Source organism: Pseudomonas sp. NBRC 111124 (assembly GCF_001320245.1).
In the GTDB taxonomy this organism is placed as follows: Bacteria; Pseudomonadota; Gammaproteobacteria; order Pseudomonadales; family Pseudomonadaceae; genus Aquipseudomonas.
The window spans coordinates 22044-41452 of the sequence record NZ_BCBA01000021.1; the positions used below are offsets into that span (position 1 = coordinate 22044).

At 52.8% G+C, this 19409-nt stretch carries 18 protein-coding genes; all 18 read right to left on the bottom strand.

The window, feature by feature from the left end; translation table 11 throughout:
• Positions 1-2: 2 nt before the first annotated feature.
• Positions 3-1037, bottom strand: coding sequence for a polysaccharide biosynthesis protein (locus APH28_RS10030; RefSeq protein ID WP_060508933.1), 1035 nt, complete (start codon positions 1035-1037; stop codon positions 3-5).
• 31 nt (positions 1038-1068) lie between these two features.
• Positions 1069-1851: an AglZ/HisF2 family acetamidino modification protein gene (locus APH28_RS10035; protein ID WP_060508935.1), complete on the bottom strand. Its 783-nt coding sequence runs from the start codon at positions 1849-1851 to the stop codon at positions 1069-1071.
• A gap of 13 nt (positions 1852-1864) precedes the next feature.
• On the bottom strand, positions 1865-2479 hold the full coding sequence (gene hisH / locus APH28_RS10040) for an imidazole glycerol phosphate synthase subunit HisH (protein ID WP_060508937.1): 615 nt from the start codon (positions 2477-2479) through the stop codon (positions 1865-1867).
• Positions 2476-3612: an N-acetyl sugar amidotransferase gene (locus APH28_RS10045; RefSeq protein WP_060508939.1), complete on the bottom strand. Its 1137-nt coding sequence runs from the start codon at positions 3610-3612 to the stop codon at positions 2476-2478. Before APH28_RS10045 ends, hisH begins: the two co-directional genes overlap by 4 nt.
• Positions 3613-3627: 15 nt before the next feature.
• Positions 3628-4770, bottom strand: coding sequence for a glycosyltransferase family 4 protein (locus APH28_RS10050; RefSeq protein WP_060508941.1), 1143 nt, complete (start codon positions 4768-4770; stop codon positions 3628-3630).
• On the bottom strand, positions 4767-5189 hold the full coding sequence (locus APH28_RS29335; protein WP_305729009.1) for a CatB-related O-acetyltransferase: 423 nt from the start codon (positions 5187-5189) through the stop codon (positions 4767-4769). The genes APH28_RS10050 and APH28_RS29335 overlap by 4 nt, the downstream gene beginning before the upstream one ends.
• A gap of 182 nt (positions 5190-5371) precedes the next feature.
• Complete coding sequence (locus APH28_RS10060; RefSeq protein ID WP_256249021.1) at positions 5372-6784, bottom strand: hypothetical protein; 1413 nt, start codon at positions 6782-6784, stop codon at positions 5372-5374.
• Positions 6785-6875: 91 nt separating this feature from the next.
• Entirely contained in the window at positions 6876-8144 is a 1269-nt protein-coding gene (locus APH28_RS10065; protein ID WP_060508945.1) for a lipopolysaccharide biosynthesis protein, read from the bottom strand.
• On the bottom strand, positions 8141-9238 hold the full coding sequence (locus tag APH28_RS10070; protein ID WP_060508947.1) for a DegT/DnrJ/EryC1/StrS aminotransferase family protein: 1098 nt from the start codon (positions 9236-9238) through the stop codon (positions 8141-8143). The genes APH28_RS10065 and APH28_RS10070 overlap by 4 nt, the downstream gene beginning before the upstream one ends.
• Positions 9239-9240: 2 nt before the next feature.
• A complete protein-coding gene (wbpD, locus tag APH28_RS10075) occupies positions 9241-9816 on the bottom strand; it encodes a UDP-2-acetamido-3-amino-2,3-dideoxy-D-glucuronate N-acetyltransferase (protein WP_060508949.1) in 576 nt (191 codons plus the stop codon).
• The gene (locus APH28_RS10080) at positions 9813-11705 is read right to left on the bottom strand and encodes an acyltransferase family protein (protein WP_256249022.1); all 1893 of its coding nucleotides are present in this window, start codon (positions 11703-11705) and stop codon (positions 9813-9815) included. Before APH28_RS10080 ends, wbpD begins: the two co-directional genes overlap by 4 nt.
• 72 nt (positions 11706-11777) lie before the next feature.
• A complete protein-coding gene (wbpB, locus tag APH28_RS10085; protein ID WP_060508951.1) occupies positions 11778-12728 on the bottom strand; it encodes a UDP-N-acetyl-2-amino-2-deoxy-D-glucuronate oxidase in 951 nt (316 codons plus the stop codon).
• A gap of 69 nt (positions 12729-12797) precedes the next feature.
• On the bottom strand, positions 12798-14108 hold the full coding sequence (gene wbpA, locus APH28_RS10090; RefSeq protein ID WP_060508953.1) for a UDP-N-acetyl-D-glucosamine 6-dehydrogenase: 1311 nt from the start codon (positions 14106-14108) through the stop codon (positions 12798-12800).
• Between the two features lie 273 nt (positions 14109-14381).
• Entirely contained in the window at positions 14382-15761 is a 1380-nt protein-coding gene (locus APH28_RS10095) for a Wzz/FepE/Etk N-terminal domain-containing protein (protein WP_256249023.1), read from the bottom strand.
• A gap of 169 nt (positions 15762-15930) precedes the next feature.
• Positions 15931-16980, bottom strand: coding sequence for an LPS O-antigen chain length determinant protein WzzB (locus APH28_RS10100; protein ID WP_060508955.1), 1050 nt, complete (start codon positions 16978-16980; stop codon positions 15931-15933).
• Positions 16981-17192: 212 nt separating this feature from the next.
• Positions 17193-18620 (bottom strand): MBL fold metallo-hydrolase RNA specificity domain-containing protein, encoded by a 1428-nt coding sequence (locus APH28_RS10105; protein WP_060508957.1) that lies wholly within the window; start codon positions 18618-18620, stop codon positions 17193-17195.
• 101 nt (positions 18621-18721) lie between these two features.
• Positions 18722-18985, bottom strand: coding sequence for a LapA family protein (locus APH28_RS10110; RefSeq protein ID WP_027918188.1), 264 nt, complete (start codon positions 18983-18985; stop codon positions 18722-18724).
• A gap of 18 nt (positions 18986-19003) precedes the next feature.
• Positions 19004-19300: an integration host factor subunit beta gene (ihfB, locus tag APH28_RS10115; RefSeq protein WP_054886605.1), complete on the bottom strand. Its 297-nt coding sequence runs from the start codon at positions 19298-19300 to the stop codon at positions 19004-19006.
• Between the last annotated feature and the right edge of the window lie 109 nt (positions 19301-19409).

Sequence of the window (19409 nt, forward strand, 5' to 3'; positions counted from 1 at the left end):
GGTCACTCCTCCGGCGCGGCATGCTCGCCACGCTGGATGGACTTGATGAATTCAAGTTTCAACAGCAAAGCCTGCATCTGCTCTACATCAAGGCGGTGAGTATTATGTGAGTTGTAATCTTCCGTATGAGAAATCTTCTCTTCACCCTGCTCGACAAACTTGCTGTAATTCAGATCACGCAGGTCTGGCGGCACACGATAGTAAGCGCCCATGTCCTCGGCACATGCCATTTCTTCTCGGCTAAGCAGCGCTTCGTAGAGTTTTTCACCATGACGCGTACCGATAACCTGAATAGGGTGCTCTGGTCGACCAAGCAAAGCGGTCAGTGCCGATGCCAAGGTTTGCACCGTGGCGGCCGGTGCCTTCTGCACGAACAGGTCACCATTGTTGCCATGCTCGAAGGCATACAATACGAGGTCTACCGCGTCAGCCAAGGTCATCATGAAGCGGGTCATGTTGGGGTCGGTAATGGACAGCGGCTTGCCCGCGCGTATCTGATCGATGAACAACGGGATCACCGAACCACGCGAAGCCATAACGTTGCCGTAGCGCGTGCCGCATATTACTGTCTTGGCCTCATTGAGGTTACGTGACTTGGCAACCATGACCTTCTCCATCATGGCCTTGGAAATACCCATCGCATTGATCGGGTAAACCGCCTTGTCGGTACTGAGGCAGACGACGCGTCGCACTTCGTTCTGAATGGCCGCCTCTAGGACGTTCTCGGTACCGATGACATTGGTCTTGACTGCTTCCATCGGGTGAAACTCGCAAGACGGCACCTGTTTCAACGCTGCAGCATGGTAGATGAAGTCCACACCCCGGGTGGCATTCAACACACTCTGATAGTCGCGAACATCGCCAATATAGAACTTGAGCTTGGCGCTGTCGTAACGCTTGCGCATGTCGTCCTGTTTCTTCTCATCGCGGCTGAAAATTCGCACTTCCGCGATGTCGCTATCGAGAAACCGCTTGAGGACCGCGTTGCCGAAAGATCCGGTGCCGCCCGTGATGAGAAGCTTTTTACCTTTGAACATATGATTTGACCCTTGCGTCATGCCCAAGTGATTATCGAGCACGTAGAGCTGAATAAATGATGTCGTCTTTCTGCTGGGCACTTGGATAGCTGATCAGCACCGCTCGATAGGCACCCTTGAAGACGAAGAAACTGCCCGCCGCCACGCCAACCACGCCGCACGCCTTCACCACGCTGGCCATGTCCTCAAGCGAACCGCCGCCACCAAGAATGGTGATCGGGATGTGCACTGCCGCGCGAAGCTTGGTCGCCAGGTCCAGATCGTAGCCCTTCATCTTTCCGTCATTTTCGATAGAGTTGAGGACAATTTCCCCTGCACCAAGCTTTTCCAGCTCCTGGGCCATTTCCAGCACACTGCGCTTGGTGTTGCGGGTGCCATTGTGGGTCCACACTTCCTGATGCTTGCTCAGCAAACGTGTCTTGTGGTCTAGGACCACGACCACGCTCTGACTGCCAATTTCTTCAGCGATCTGGGTGACGAGCCGGGGGTTTTCCAGGGCGGCCGAGCTGATGGCTACCTTCTCCACCCCCAACTGGATGATCTTCTTGGCTTGCGTTGCAGTGCGAATGCCACCACCGTAACACAGCGGCATACGGCATTCAGCGGCAAGCTTGGCAATCTGCGTATAATTGGGTTCGACGCCATGTGCCGTGGCGTCAATGTCGATAACGATCAGTTCATCGGCTTCCTTTTCGTTGAAAATCTTCACCGCATTGATGGGATCTCCGACGTATTTCGGATCTTTGAATTTGACCGTCTTGACCAGCCCACCATCTTGAATGAGCAGGCATGGAATGATCCGGGGTCTTAGCATTGTCAGTATCCGCTCACAGTTCCGCGAAGTTTTTCAGCAGGCCGACACCAAAATGGTGGCTCTTCTCAGGGTGGAACTGAACGCCATAGACGTTTCCAGCCTGAACAGCACAACTGAACTCAAGACCGTATGAAGACATAGCCGCACGGTGCTGTTCCTGCTCGCAATCGAAGAAGAACGAATGCAGGAAGTAGAACCGCGCCTCTTCTTCGAAACCTTTGAACAACGGGTTGTCGTTTAGGGCTGCCACGTCATTCCACCCCATGTGAGGCAACGGCAGGTCTGCAAGGTTGGGGACTGACTTGAAGGAGCGAACGCACCCGGGAACCCAGCCCAGGCCAGCCAGGAGCCCTTCTTCGCTGCTATTGGCAAGAATTTGCATGCCCACACAGATACCAAGCACAGGCACCTTGTGCTGCTGCACCAGTTCTTCTAGGGCAGGCCGCATACCCGACGCATCCAGCCGTTCAATTGCATGGTCGAAGGCGCCGACACCGGGAAGGATCAGCTTGGTTGCACCATCCAGTTGCGCCGTGGTCTGCGCAACTGCCACCGGGATGTGCAAGCGTCGATAGACGTTAACGAAGGCCTGGATGTTGCCCAAGCCGTAATCAATGATGGTGATCATCTGAACAGCCTTCTTTCCAATCCGATCGCACTGAGCACTCTTGCACCAATGCCGATCACGAAACGTTTGTTCTTGTAGTCACGGAAGGTCTTATTCTGACCGTCAAAAATGCCTTGTAGCTCGGGTACAGTCAAGTCCAGCTTGTGCGCCACGTATTCGAACTCGGATTTCAGGAAGTTTTCATCCATTTCAGGCCGGGCGATGCGCTCAAGCGCTGCTTCACGCGTCAACTGACCGGTCATGATCAGGCTGGAGAAGTGCGCGCGGCGCTTTTCATAGCCGAATTTGCGCGGCATCCAGTAGTCTTCGTAAAAACGCGTGAAGCGCGACTCGTGATGTTTATGCTTGAACCGCTTCCAGCCAAATAGGCGCTCCAAAGTGGCCTCTGCATCCGCTTTGACGTAGGGCACGAGATTCAGCGGCTTGACAATCTGCATGCCGAGGATACGCTGGTAATAAATCTTGTAAGTCAAAATATCAACGAGCGGAAAGCTCTTCAGCGACCGCTTGCCGAATTGGCCATGAATGTCATTGAACAGTGTTTTATCAATCCCAGGGTAGCCGCCCCATTCTTCGGGCTCACGGCAGCACTCCGTCGAGTAATTGGCGCCCGTCAAGACATATTTGATCTTGTGCTTGTGTGCGAACTTGTAGAGCGAAGAGAAGAAGGCAGCATCCTGCGGTAAATCCTGATCGGAAATTTGCGAGCGCAGGAAGGCCACTTGAAGGTCCTTCATTTCTTCCCAGTTGATGACATCGGTGTAGAGATCCAGGCCGAGCCCGTCAACTAGCCGCTCGATATTGCCAACTGCTTGGTCAGTGTTCCAGCCCGCGTCCACATGGAAAAGCAAAGGCCTCAGTCCCATGACATTCTTGGCTATATATGCAGCATACGAGCTATCCAGACCGCCACTCAAACCAATAATGCAGTCGAAGTCCTTGCCTTTGCCATGCTGCTTGATTTTTTCTGCCAGCGCCATCAATTCGGACTCGCCGCGGTCGCCAGTGTCCCAATTGGGCTTGATTTCACTGTCGAAATTGGCGCAGTACTCGCAAACGCCATGCTGATCAAAGCGAATGTTCGGGTCGCTGGTGTCCATGATGCAACGCGTACAAATTCTGTAATTTTTCATATTAGCTTCCAGCAATTAGGTCAACAGGCGCTTTGCCATACGGCGATAATCCAACAGACTCGTAGCAATTTCGTAAGATCGCCTCGAGTAAGTATCCAGTATTCCAGGGTCTGCCTCAATCTGTTCAAAGGCGCGGAGCAGATCGCTTTCGTCACGAACGGCCCATCCATTCCCCTGCACAAACGGAACATGGCTAGGCACGTCGGCAACGATAACAGGTCGACGAGCGCAGAGGCTCATCTGCATCGTCGCTGACTGGCTTCCCGGCTGGACATAGACGTCAGCCGCGCACAACAAGCCGTACAACTCATCGGCAGGCTTCCAGCCCAAAAAGGTGACACGCGGATCCTTGGCAATGAGCGCACGCGCCTCCTGGGCAATCGCGTCATGCAATTGGCCGACGATCAAGAATCGGAAATCTTCAGAACGCAATTGCGAGAAGGCCTGAAGACTTTGAACCAGCTTCTTCTTGGCATCGAATTTTCCAGACTGTATAAACACTGTCTGGCCCGGCCCAACACCCAATTCCGCACGCGCCGCCGAACGAATTTTCGCATAGCTCGCATCATCGGCAATTTTCCCTCCCAAGGGAAAAAACTCCATGGCCGAATCGTCAATCCCATATTGCTCGCGACAAAAATCGAGCGTTTCCTGAGAAATACAAAGCACTTTATCTATATCAGGCAGTGCCGCCCTGATAATGGGACGATAGTAAAAATTGTGCAGCAGCTTTGAAAATTTGCTCACTGCACTGTTATTTGCGTCCTCGTGGCTATCGACATAAAGTTTCACTTCCGGATGCTTGCGCTTATACCGTGCTGCGGTGCGCAACTCCCAGCCACACAGACCATGAAACATGATCACATCTGGCGCGAACGTCTCAAGAATTCGTTCCAGGCCATTATGAATCCTGAGCTTCTTTTTAAAAAAGAACGGGGCGGGCCCACTGTAAGGCAAGCGTATAACCCGAGCGCCGTCCGAACCCATATAATCTCCTGGCGCGGTGTAGCCGAGGGTCAAATTATCCAGATAGGTTTCCGTGGACGCCACTACTAATACATCGTGGCCGGTATCTACGTGCTCTCGAACCAGTTCGTTTTCCTGATACCGATAACCATCGATATAAAAACATGAAACACACAGATGAATAATCTTCATAGCAACTTCTGACTTTTCAAAAAAGCTTCTGGATCGGTGAAATGTACGGCCGCCGCGGTCAACTGTTCATCCGACAGTTCCCACCAACGGCTCTTCATAAGCCCCACGATTATAGCCTCGCTAAATCTGAAACGTATCAGCCGTGCCGGGTTGCCGCCGTAGATTGCATAAGGAGGAACGTCCTTGGTGACCACACTGCCCATACCTATCACCGCCCCGGTTCCGATCGTAACCCCTCCCTTGATCAAAACGCCCTCGCCAATCCACACATCGTGCCCTATTGTCGTGGAGGGCTCCCAACGATAATCATGCCGGGAAAACTTTTTCTTGATACTCTCTTTATGGGCCAAGAATACTGGACTGGTCGAAACGTATTCGATTGGATGGCGGGCGCCGCCTACCACAACATTATTTGCCACTGAGCAAAATGATCCAACATTAGTTCTTATGAACGTACAATCATAACCGCAGAAGCTATGCCGACCAAAGCGGGTAGAAATTAACGTACTGCCCGACTCCACTTTCGAACTACGAGGAATTTGTGAGTCAACCAGCGCAGCGCCTCGTGATTTTTTAAGTATTCGCGAAATAACATATCCAATCACAGCCGATGCCCCCATAGCTTTATTCTGAATTTGTCAAACCATAGCATGGCTATCCACAGCCCACCGCCAAAGGAAGCCAACATGGTTGAAAACGGACCATTTGTACTAATAAATGCGAGCGGAAAAAGCGCCGTCAGCAGCAGCACCTTGCTCCATCCTTGGGAGACCCAATCCAGTGCAATCAGCCAAGCGGTGTAGAACAGGAAGATGACCAACACGCCTGGACCGCCAGCAGCAGCGATACCGTCGGTTGCGACAAAGCTGGCATTGGACTGACTCTCCACGCCCAGCACCCGTTCAGCGAGAATTTTACCCAGAGCAGGCCATTTTTCATCCATTGCGTACGCTGCTGGAACCTCAGCAAGCTGACCGATACCCGAAACGTGAGCCCAATATGTAAAGCCTTGCGTAGAGAACAAATCATAATACTGGGTAACAAACAAACCAGGGCAAGCGATTAAACGCGTATAAAAATAGAAACCCAACTCCCGAAAAACTCCAACTTGATCATGAAGCGTCGCAATCAGGAATACCATCACTCCCCCACCCGCAAACAAGTACACCGGAGCATTGGGATTTGCGTAACGCGCTCTAAAAATCAGCGTCATCAAGAGCATTGCGAACGGCAAAAGCAGCACTGTTCGCTCGGCAGTTATCATGAACACAAAAATAAAGCCGGCAAAACCTAGTAGCGTGACCAGGACACGCCTCGACGTCAAACCGGCAGCAAACACTATCGGTGAGAAAAAGTAAGCCAGATAAACCTGGCAATACCCTATGAACAGGGATGTGGCTGCCCCCTTTTCTCGTTGCGCATAAATATCATTCACGCCGGAAAAAGACAGAATATCTCTGTACGTCAGAAACAAGACGACGAAGCAGATTAGGAAGCCCAGTATGCAAGCGAGCAACAACGGCCTCGAGAAGGACCTTGAGGCGTTATTGCGCGAGGGAACGCAGCGAACAGCCAAGCAACAAGCAACTATGCCTATGCAAAAACATAAGAACACCCAAAAGTAGCGCTCTATGGAGTCCTCATAATTAAGCATCCCCGTGACGACCGCTGGTAAGTAGACGCAAAACACCAAGGCATAGATAAACAGAGTGGAAGGCCTGACGAAGTATAACGGCATAACGAAAACAGGAATCATCGCCAACACGATGATAAGCAGCATACTGCTCAAATTAAAATGAGGCGCATTGAATCCCCAAAACGCCTGCTCCAGAGAGAGGTATTTGTCGTGCCCATAAACCAGGGCAAAAACATAAAAAACAACAGCCGCCAAAAGCTTTATCCGGGCCACTTTTACCATTGCCAGCGAGCTTGGCAACTCTGAGGCATCCTGCTCCCTGATACGATTCGCAACTTCACTGCCCATTATGACCTCTCTTCCGGTTAGCTCGCGCATGTCATTTCGGGCGGTACCCCTTTACGTGCCAATCACGCCAGGCCCATATCAAAGGCTTTGACGGTTCCAACACCCAATCAAAAATCTTCCATTATGTCGCCCGCTTGCTGGCCGCATATCCGATCAAGAAATGAGCAAATAAAATATCTAGAAGATAGACCGCCGACATCTGCACGACATAAAATAGCAAGAAATTTTTGAAATCAAGGACCATGTGAATGGCGAGCGAGAGTAGGATACCTGTGGCCATTAACCTGAACACATGCAATGAAGGCAAATACCAGTTGTAGCGAAGCACCAATGAAACGCGATCCAACGGCGTACTGACAAAAGCACTGAGCGCGGCAACCATCAGCACTTGCGCGTACAACCCCGCATCATGCCATTGCCCGCCCAAGACAAACGGATAAATCCAGGGGGACAAAACACCAGCGCACAAATAGATGGGCATACCGAATAGCGCCAGTTTTCGCAGGGTCATAAGCCAAAGTCCTTTAAGAACATGGGGGTCCTCCGCGTGCAACGCCGCACGCTGGTAGAACACCTGACCAATGGCCGCACCAACCAAACCAGAAGGAAGGAAGATAGTTGCCATGACCATCGAAAATTGCCCAAGTATTTCCGTGCCGTACATGGCTGATATATAGAAAATAGGTGCCGCACTGCTCACAGTAACCAAAATATGCGACAAGACCAGGGCGTTCGCACCACTCGCATGCTTTTTTAAAGGACTCACTGCATCAGGTGCACGTGCACAAGATCCAAAGATGAGATTGTTAGAGTAAGGCAAAAGGGCGCCAATCTTGCCTAACGCGCTAAACAATGTTGTAAAAAGCAGGCCGCTCGTCGTTACCGCAGCCAACAGCGCCCCCGACGCCACATAGGCCGACTTGCCAAATACTTCCGACAATGCAGAAATTTTGTAAGCGCCTGAGCGCTGGGCATTATGTTGAAACGCCAGCGCTAACGACACTAGCAATGCGCTAAGCGGTGCAACAACCAGTAAGTTAACACCTTGTTCCAGTGACAACAACTGAGCGATTTGCGCCGAAAAGGCGTACAGCGCCACCGTCAGCACAAAACCTGTAACAATACCAAGTTTAATTATACCTGAGAACAACCAACGCGCTTGCTGGTCATCTTTAAGCATCTGGAAAAAGTATTCATATCGCCAAGTCATAATACCCGCAAAAAACATCACAAGCTGCAGGAAAATATTTTGCACTGCAAACTCCTGAGGCGCGTACAGCCTCGACAACAACGGAATACCTAACACTCCAACAATCTGCGCAATTGTATTCCCTGAAGCTTGCAAGAAAATGTCTCGCCAATACGACGAGACATATTTCAAAACCTTCATTTAATCGTACCGCACGCGGAAATTAAAGCGCTTACTACAGTTTCAATATCGGCCTCACTCAAGTAGGGATGCATTGGCAAGCTCAAAACCTTGGTCGCTAGCGAATCCCCTACAGGAAGGTAAGCGTTAGAAGCAACTGCAGCTTGCTTGTTAAGCGGGATCGGATAGTGAACCACACTCGGCACGCCGCTCGCTTTCAGCTCAGCCTGGACTTTCTCACGCCCCTCTAACTGAACAGTAAATTGTGCAAAGACGGAGGTATTCTCCTCTGCGATGTGAGGGAGCTTGATTGAGTCCTGCCCACTCAGCAGTTCGCTATAGCGTTTCGCCACCTGCTGGCGAAGCACTATTTCGCTATCAAAAATATCGAGCTTTGCCAGCAGCACTGCGGCCTGTAGAGTATCGAGCCGACTGTTCACGCCCACCCTTACATGGTGATAGCGCTTTTCCTGTCCGTGCCGGGCAATCTGGCGAATAACCAGAGCCAGCGCTGGATCATTAGTAAAGATCGCACCACCGTCGCCATAACAGCCAAGCGGTTTACTTGGAAAGAAACTGGTGCATGCTACGGTGGTCAACCCACAGGATCGTCGCCCCTTGTAAGTTGCGCCGAAGCTCTGAGCAGCGTCCTCAATAACCGGTATGCTATATTTATCGGCAATTTGGTTAATCGCATCAAAATCAGCGCACTGCCCATATAACGACACGGGCACTATGGCTTTCGTACGCGGCGTGATGGCGGCTTCGAGTTTCTTGACATCCAAGTTTCCGGTGCGCTCATCAACATCCACATACACAGGCTTGGCGCCGAGCAGCGCGACAGTTTCCGCCGTCGCAATATAGGTAAAACCTGGTGTGATCACTTCGTCACCGGGGCGGATACCAAGTGCCATTTGAACAATTTGTAAGGCATCAGTACCGTTGGCACAGGTGATGCAATGATCTACCCCTACGTAAGCTGCCAGACGCGCCTCCAACTCGGCCACTTCGGGGCCCAAAATGTATTGGCCATGACTCAATACGCGCTGAATAGCGCCGTTGATAGAAGCCTTGATGCGTGTTTGTTGCTGCTTCAGGTCAATGAATTCAATCATGGTCAAACATCCAGTTTTTCAAGGAAATTGCCGCGCACTACATACGTTGCCCCTGTGTGCGAGCAAATGGCTTGGCCATTTGCACTTACATCCAGTTGCTCACCAAACTCACTCATCCAGCCGATCTGTTTGGCCGGCACCCCGACCATCAGCGCATAGGCTGGCACATCCTTGTTGATCACCGCGCCCGCACCTACAAAAGCAAATTCGCCAATTGTAACTCCGCAAACAATCGTACAGTTCGCGCCCAGTGTCGCGCCCTTCTTCACCAGCGTGTCTCGATATTGGTCTTTGCGCTCTATCAGCGAGCGCGGGTTGTACACGTTGGTAAAGACCATGCTCGGCCCGCAGAACACCCCTTCCTCCAGCGTGACGTTGTCGTACACCGACACGTTGTTCTGAATTTTGCAGCGGTCACCGATCACAACCCTATTGCCGACAAATACGTTTTGACCGAGGGAAACGCCCGCACCAATCCGCGCGCCGCTACAGACATGGACGAAATGCCATACGCGCGAATCCTTGCCAATCTGCGCGCCTTCATCGACTATTGCACTGGGGTGCTGATAATGGTTCATTGCTTTAGACTCACGCTGGATTGAGTTGGGTCGAACAACTGCTGTAGCTGCCCACCGGCAAAATGCCCGTAACGACGCGCCCCGATTTCATTGAGGTGATGATTATCCTGATAGATAAGATCACCTTCTTCGTAGGGTGCGTCAGCGAAGAAGCTTGAACTGGAGAAATCCACATAATGTACGCCCGGGATGCCAATCGTGAGTTCTGCGACCTGGTGGTTCGCTGCCCTCCACTCGTCATTGAACGCCAGGCTAGCTGGCAACCCGAGCTCCCTGAAGCGTCGAACCCGTTGCACATCCGTACGGAACATCGGAATCTGCCCTAAAACCACAACCTGTTTATGGGCTGCAGACGCATCATTCAAAAATGCCTGTAGTGCTTTGACGAATGCCGCACTCGGCATCTGATATTGCCACATACCTGCAATGATCACTTTATCCATTGTCAGCAGTGCCTGTTTCACAGCGATTATTTGTGATCGGCAAGGCTGCTGGGCATAGTCAGGCAAACGCTCAACGTCGAAACCAGAAATGGGCACGCAACTGCTCGCGGTAAGCACGCGATACGCTACACCGTGTTCGCTACCCGCCTGATCCAGAAAGTAATTGAGCTGAGCAGCATGACTATCGCCGATTACCAGAACCGACGGTATAGCGCTAGCTTGGCCGCGCTTGCACTCCCCTACCTGTTGCCCGTGGCAGATCAGCTCTGGCGCCGCATAACGAGCTTGCTCCTGCGGTACTGGCAAAACGATCTGGGGATTCAACCTGATACTCAGCAATACCATCAAGCCAATCCCAACTCCTGGGAGCGCAAGTCTGGTAATCAAACGTCGCCCCCCCGACAACTTGCGTGCCGGTTGCTCGATGAGTCGATAGGAAAGCCACGCCAGGACAAACGAAGCGATCAATGCAGCGAGAAGCCATCCCAAACTCAACTCGTACTGCCCGGTGTAATATCGGATGAATGCCAAAACCGGCCAGTGCCACAAATAAAGGGAATAAGAAATACCACCGACCCATACCAGAACAGAGGAGGACAATAGCCTGTTGACTGGTCCGCGCCGCGCCGCAATCACCAGTGCCGCCCCGACGCAGGGCAGGATCGACCAATAGCCCGGAAACTGCGTACTATCAATCATGACAAAACTGATCGTAAGCAAGGTAACTCCAAGCAAGCCGAGCACAGCAGAAATCTGAACAGGCATTTCTCGATGCCGCAGACCAAGCGCGACTACCCCACCGAGCAGGAATTCGGGCATACGGGTGAGCAGCGAAAAATATGCGCGAGCGTGATCACCGCCCGAGACTTTGATGCCACTCCACAAGAACAGACCCGCGGTGAGCAATGACAGGACCATTAATCGCCAGGAGCGCGGCAAGCCCAGCAGCACCAAAGGAAAGAACAAATAAAACTGCATCTCAATCGCGAGCGACCAAGTATGCAGCAAGGGCAATTCCTCTGCGCGAGGAGCAAAATAGCTGCCGAAACTCGAAAAATACTGGTTACTGGTAAACAGCGCTGCTGATTTCAAGCTCTGACGAAAGAACTCGAAATCAGTGCTTAAAAATAGAATGGCCGATAATACACTGGCAACCGCCAGCATGATGGCGTACGCAGGAACAATTCGTTTGATGCGGTTTACGTAAAATGACGGTAAATGGATCTTGCTGCCCGGCTCAGTTAGCAACGCTGTGATGATGAACCCTGAGATGACGAAAAAGACATCAACACCAACATAACCTGACTGGAGCCAGGAATTGTTTATATGGTAAGCCAGCACAGCAAGAACTGCTACCGCTCGCAGGCCTTGGACATCCAGGCGGATGCCTTTGCTCGGTGACTGCAAACTCGATGCTTTCAGCGATGATTCGTTATTGTTAGACACGCTACCCAGGACCTTTAAAACATTGCTCCGCGAAAAAATGGGCGGTCTCAAGACCGCCAGTACCACGATATATCAGCGAGCGAGGCTGAGCACAAAGGGATGCGCCTCGTTGTCTTTGGCCTGAACCACAGGGGCGCTGCGGATAACGTTGACGGTTTCCACACAATGACGTGCGTCTTCAATGCCGTAACCCCGTCCAGCAAGGATTTCTTCATAGCTGGCAGTATGAAGGTCGGTAAAGCCTTCGGAAAACTCCATCTCTTCACCATCCACGGTAATCGAACGGTAGGTTGGCTTTTTGCCTTTCACAGACATCGGCAGATCATCTGCATCAACGGAGAGGAACCAACGCACCCTCGCTTTTTCGTACTCGAGGTAGCCGGCTGCCTTGTGCTCCGACGAGAAGTGCACGATGTTGCGCTGTAGCTTCCCGAAAATGAAATGCAGCATGTCGTAGAAATGCACACCGATATTGGTTGCCACTCCAAAAGACTTGCGAGGGTCACCCTTCCAGCTCTTCAGGTACCATTTGCCGCGCGAAGTGATATAGGTGAGGTCGACTTCGTACTTGTGGGCACGGTTCTCGGACGCCACCTTGTTCTTCAGGTTGATGATTGCCTGGTGATGGCGCAGCTGCAGGATATTGTACAGACGCTTGCCGGTTTCCTGCTCGATGAGTGAAAGCTGATCGAGCATCTCAGGGGTTGGCACCAGTGGTTTTTCGCAGATGACATCGCACCCCAGGCGCAGGCCTGCGGCAATATGTGGATAGTGCAAGTAGTTTGGCGAGCAAATGGCAACATAATCCAACGCGGTCGCTGCGTCGCGCGTCAGGGCATGAGCATGTTCGAGGAAAAACTCGAACTCGGTGAAAAATTCGCTTTGCGGCGAGATGCTATCGATGATCCCGACCGAGTCATTGATGTCGTAGGCGGAAACCAGACGATTACCCGTATCCTTGATGGCGCGCATGTGTCGGGGGGCAATGTAGCCAGCTGCGCCGATCAGAGCGAAATTTTTCATGGTGCTTCCTTCGAAAAAAGTGAATCCGCCCGACACATGATCGGGCGGAGCGTCAGAGCTATCCGCAATTCAGGCCTTGATAATATGGGCCATGGGAGCACGGTACTTGCCTCGGCTATCGATGATCAGTTTCGCCTGTGCCTCGATCAATGCGTAGTCGAACTTGTCATGATCCGTGGCCAGTACCACGGCATCAAAGCTGGCGACATTGTCTGCGGTCAGCGGCTCGCTGCTGAGGTCGAAATGATGCTCGCGCATACGAGGGAAAACAGGCACATGAGGGTCACTGTAAGCCACGACCCCTCCCTTCGCCTGGATCAGCTCCATAATCTCCACTGAAGGCGATTCGCGCATATCGTCCACGTTCTTCTTGTACGCAATGCCCAATACAAGGACCCGGCTGCCTTTCAAGGCCTTGCCAGCGTTGTTCAAACCATCCACCAGCTTGCTCAATACATACTCTGGCATGGCTTGGTTGACTTCCCCCGAGAGCTCGATGAAACGGGTATTGACTCCATATTCACGGGCCTTCCAAGTCAGATAGAAGGGATCAATGGGAATGCAATGGCCGCCCAGACCTGGACCGGGGTAGTAAGGCGTAAAGCCAAAAGGCTTGGTAGCTGCGGCATCAACCACTTCAAAGATGTCGATACCCATGCGGTCCGCGACGATCTTCATTTCGTTGACTAGGCCGATGTTCACCGCGCGATGTATGTTTTCCAGTAGCTTGGTCATTTCAGCGGCTTTGGTGGAGCTGACTGGAATCACTTGGTCGATAGCCTGCTCATATAGAGCGATACCCACTTCCAGGCATTTCGGGGTATGCCCACCGATGACCTTTGGTATAGTGCGGGTTTCGAAGTTCGGATTGCCGGGATCTTCACGCTCTGGGGAGTAAACCAGATAGATGTTCTCGCCTACTATCAAGCCGCCCTCTTGAACACGCGGCAACAGCTCTTCTTCAGTGGTCCCCGGGTAAGTTGTACTCTCCAACGAGACCACTTGACCGGCACGCAAATAAGGCTTGAGCGCATCGGTAGTATTAATCACGAAGCTCATGTCTGGCTCGCGATACTTATTCAACGGTGTTGGCACGCAAAGAATCAGCGCGTCGCACTCACTGGCACGCCTAAAATCTACAGTCGCTTCAAAACCGGTTTTGCGTGCCTTGCCAATACTGGATCCTGGTATATGCTCAATGTAACTCTCGCCACGATTGAGCTTTTCTACCTTATCCCGATCAATATCTATGCCCAATACGTTGAAACCAATCGCATTATAACGAAGCATTAAGGGCAAGCCAACATAACCGAGGCCGACAATACCAATCAACGCCTGTCGGTCTTTGAACTTTTCAACCACCGCATTCTTATCTGTCATGCTTTACAACTCACCTTGAATTTAGCCGCCCGTCGCCTTTTTTGCATAACGGGTCAAAGAGCCTACAGTGATCCATTCGTCAGTCGAGTGAACCCATCCACCGGCGGCACGCACTTGCCTTGCCGCCCCGCCGCACAGCGCCCGCCCGACATGCCAAGAGGACCAACCGAGGCCGTCGAAAATGAAAGGCGCCACAATCATAGGCTGTTCAGCTGCCGCATTCCATCGGTGTTTTACCCCGAAATCGACAAGCAGAAGGCCGTCAAAATACCATCATCCATTCGAAGGTCTACTCTGAGCCTCCGACAACAATGTTCCGCCCTGACGCGAAAGGTCCTTAGGCAATACGGGCGCGACAGCGTCACCTAGTCTCAGTGTACGCATTTGACGCATATGACTCTTGAAAGATGCTCGCACCAAAGCAATGACCATCCCTAGAAGGAGACCACCTATCAATGCAATCCCCACAACAAATGCCTTACGTGGTTTTATCGGTTTAGCAGAAGCCACCGCTCGCTGGTCGATACTAACCAGATGCAAGCCAAGCATTTGAGTGTCAATGGACTGCAGGCGAGCACGCTCAACCCGCAATGCTTCAACGCCCTGGAGGAAATCTCGCTCATTTGCGCGCGCCTTAATAGCCTCCACACTGCGATTATTGGAGAGCAGGATGAGTTCTTTACGAATCTGGCCGATTCTCGGCTCAACAAAATCGTCAGACGTACGCTTGAGCAAGGCTGCTCGCTCGGCCACTAGCACCTCGGTGCCCATGAAGTACAATGGAACCGGTCGACCATTAACTTCGGTACGGATGATATTACCACTGGCGGAGACTTCATCAGCCATCTGTGATGGTGTAGATGGCTTCTTCAATCCCAGGCTACCGGCAATAGATATAGCCTCATCAAGCTCTGCCAAACGTGCTTGGCGCTGCAGCTTCAATTGCACACGCAATGCCTTGAGCTCATCATCCAGTTGTGCACGCCTGATCGCGTCATCTTCCTCGAGCCGAGCGATACGCCCCTCGTTTCCAGCCCGGTATTCAGAAAGTGCGGAGTTCAGCTTTGCATCTACCTCGAGCAAGCGATTGGACAAAATGACCTGCATATCCCTGGACAGCTGGATCCGCTCCTGCTCAATGGCATAATCTACGAAATCATTGAGGACTGCCGCGCCATTAATATCTTTCCCATAATGCATCTTCAAGCCAATGAATTCGCTTAACAAATCGGTCTTTTTTGGGTCAGCCAGAACCACACTAAGCGTGGAACTATTAAACTCCTGAAAGGCCTGCTCAATACTTTGCCCCTCACCCTGGAAGACTTTGATCAGATCAGGCCTGGCTCGAAAAAAATTTAACCTTGCACTGTAGGAGTCCAGCCTTGCACCAACCCTTTTCAACGCTTCTGCCGGAGGCAGCGAGTAAATTTTCGAGCGATTTAACGCATCCAGTTGATTGAGTTCAACTGGACGCAAGGTGGTAGAGGCTTCATATACGGGAGGAATAACATAGGCCAGTGCGACTCCAATGATCGCAAAAACCATCCCCATTGCGAGGATGAACACGCGCCTATGCCAGATAGTACGGAAAAGACCAAAGAGGTCTACTTCGCGAGAAGCGGCCACGTAAGGGTCACGAGGATCAATACTCAAAATGATGTGCCTGCAAGCTAATGGTGGTATTACCCAAGACAGGCAGGGCAGTCAAGCGCTTCGTGCACCCTCTTCCAGCTATCCATGTCATCGGCGGCGAGGGTGCATTGTTGCACCTTCTGTGGTTAACAACAACGCCACGCGACCTGCTTTAGCTAGCCAAGTTCAATCACTCGATATGTCGCCGCCTGAGCCACAGCTCGCGACCGGTCGCTACACACACACCCATACCGATACCTACCAGCGCGGCAAGCAGCAGGATGGTTGCCTTGCGCGGCTTTACAGGCTTATCCGGCGGAGACACTGCGCCATCCTGCTGATACATAGCGACCAACGAAGGGTCAATTTTCAGGTTGCGCATAAAATTAAGCTTTTCTTGCCTCTCGCGCAGACCTGGAATGTAGGGATCATTCGATAACCGAGCTTCGAGGTTGGCAATTTCAGCCTCCAGCGCCTTTGCACCACGCATGTACATGAGAGCGCCCCCCATGCCAGCAGAGACCTCGCCGGACAAGGTGTTTGAGATGATCGGGGGCTTTTCCAAACCTATAGATTTCGCAATCCTCAAGGCTTCTTTAAGCTGCGCAATCTGGTCGTTGCGTTGATTACCCGCACTGGCACGCGAAGCCCGAATCTGTTGCTCAAGGTTATCGGCCATGATTGATATGTCGCTGCGAGTACCGCTTAACAGCTCATCCTTCGCCCGCTCTGCGGCCATTTCGGCATAGTTGGACACCCATATCGCAGCTAGCCGCGGATCCTCAAGACTAGCGGTAATAACATACCGATCAGGCATGTCCCTCGCCGCCAAAGCTACCGTCAACATGCCGTTGAATTGGGCGTACAACGCATCACGCGACCCCTGACGCTCATCTTGGGTTAGCGTGGGAAGAAAGGCATTTCGGAAGAACTTGTCGCGCACCGCTTCAGATTGAAGCGCCTTCATGTAAATGCTGTATACATCCTTGGCGCTCATCGGGGCCAGCCCCGTACCCTCCCCTCGGCCGAAATTCAGCTGTGCAATCTCATTTTGAGTAGGGGGCCGAATGTAAAGCTTCGCCTCATACACCGGAGACGCAAGCATCACATAAGCCAAAGCCAAACCAATCACCGGCACCGCAACTATCGCCACCCAAAGCTTTTGCCGCCAAACCCCCTGCACAAGCTCAACCAGGTCAATCTCATCACCACCACTTAGGCGCTCGCGTTCATTGCGCATTTAGTCTTTTTTTCCTTGGGTCCGTCTGATTGCGTCAACAGAGGGGGTCACCACCAAGCCGCAAGGCCCTCCCCCCTCTCGGGTCCAGCGTAGCGGCAATTTGCCAACCTGCCTGCGATATTTCAATGCCTTCGCATTAATCAGTAGTAGAGAGACCCGACCTAAGGAAGTTCCTCACTTTTTTGTCAGAATACCCGCTTCCTGCCCAATGGTCATTCGGCAATCGTGACGCTCAGCTCACTTCCCGCCGCTGCAAACGCTTCCCTCAACACTCGTGCCAGCGTCTGCTTCGCCCGCCCCTCCCCATGCACCAACACTACCTGCCGTGCATTACAACCCTGCGCAAATTCAACCAACCCCGCCTGATCCGCATGCCCTGAATAGCCTCCCAGCGAAGCCACCTTGGCCCGGATCTCATAGAGCTCACCATCCAGATCAATCTGCACAAACCCTTCCGCACCTTCACTAGCCTGGATCACAGCCCCAGGAGTGCCCTTGGCCTGGTAGCCAACAAATACAATCTCATGCCGCGGATCCGCCAGCATTGCCTTGAGATAGGCGACAATCCGCCCACCCGAGCACATCCCATTCCCAGCAATGACAATCGCCGGCCGCCCGGTGCTCTTCAGGTAATTCACCACCTGCCGGTGGCGGGCGTGCGTATCGATACACACCAGCTGACCGAACCCAAGCGGGTCGCGCCCCTGACTCACCCGCGCACTGGCCTCGTCATTCCAGTAGTGATGCAACTGCCGATAGACACTCGTAATACGCTGGCTCAGTGGCGAGTCGAGAATAATGGGTAGCTGCGACCATGCATAGGTGTCATCGCCCTGCACCACAGCAGGGTCGCCAAGCAATGCCTTGCGGTGGAGGATATCTTCGAGTTCGAACAACAACTCCTGGGTGCGTCCCAGGCTGAACGCGGGAATGAGGATGGTGCCACGGTCCTGCAGCGCGCGATCGATAACCCGCTCGAGCTGCTGCTGGCGATCACTGCGATCCGGATGAAGGCGGTCACCGTAGGTGCTTTCCAGCACCAGTACATCAGCTCGCTCCGGTGGTTGTACCTGGCGTAACAGGGGATTACCTTCGTGGCCAAGGTCGCCGGAGAAGACGATACGTTGATTGTTGCCGGCCACCTGGACATCGCACTCCACATAAGCGGAGCCCAGCAAATGCCCGGCACGCTGTAAGCGGATCATGCACTTGAGCTCGGATTTTTCGACTACCGAGTGCCAACGACCAAAAGCCACAGGCACTACCAGGCTATCGATAATCTCAAGGTATCGCGCCACCTGAGCAGGCTCGCTGCTGATGGTCAGCTTGTAGGCATCCTCCAGGACAAGCGGCAGCAACTTTGCCGATGGTTCACTGCAAAGGATCGGGCCACGATAGCCAGCGGCGAGCAGTGCCGGGATTCGCCCGACATGGTCGAGGTGCACATGGGTGATCACCAGGGCCTGGATACCCTGTACTGTAAAGTCGGGAGGCAGCGAACCCGCCCCCGCGGGCGCCTCCGCGCCCTGCTCCAGACCACAATCCACTAGCAGACTAGTAGTCGAATCCAGATGGAGCCGGTGGCAAGACCCGGTTACGCCACGGGCGCCACCGTGATGGAAAATGCTGGGGAATTGCATGGTGCCGCACGCTCGCCGGGCTGCTGAATGGATGCGTATTACTCCATTTCACCGGCTGCGTGCATAGGTGATGCATTCCTACAAAGCTGTAGGCATTTTCATCAATTGCCGTTGAGCACCGCTTGGCGTGCCGACGCGCGAATCTTCCGCTTGCTGCGCTGGACGCCGTAAGCGCCGAGCAGCGGACCGACAGCCAAGCCCACCACCAGGGCGGCAAGTACAGGCACAGCCACCGGCAATGCCGGCGCCGACCAACCGAAGAGTACTAGGGATACGGCCTGCTGATTCTCCAGCACGAAGAACAGCACCACAGCCGCCAACAGCAGAACGAACAGCGCCGCCAGGGCGCGCTTCAGGTTACGCATCAGACTGCTCCTCCGGCCTCAAGTGTGCTCGTGCTCTTCTTCATTGACCCGATCGCGCAGCTCTTTGCCAGGTTTGAAATGCGGCACGAACTTGCCTTCGAGCTCAACCGACTGTCCGGTTTTCGGGTTGCGACCCACCCGTGGCGCGCGATAGTGCAGGGAAAAACTGCCGAAACCTCGGATCTCGATGCGATCTCCGGTGGCCAGGCACTGGGACATCTGTTCAAGCATGGTCTTGATGGCCAACTCTACGTCCTTGGACGAGAGCAGCCCCTGATGGGTGACAATACGTTCGATCAGCTCCGACTTCGTCATATTTTTCCCTTCGTTATCAAGCAGCTAGATCATTGCTTAATCAGTTTGTAGCACGCTCGGAGGGATTTGAACAGGGTGGTTCTTGACTTAATAAAAAAATTCAAGATTG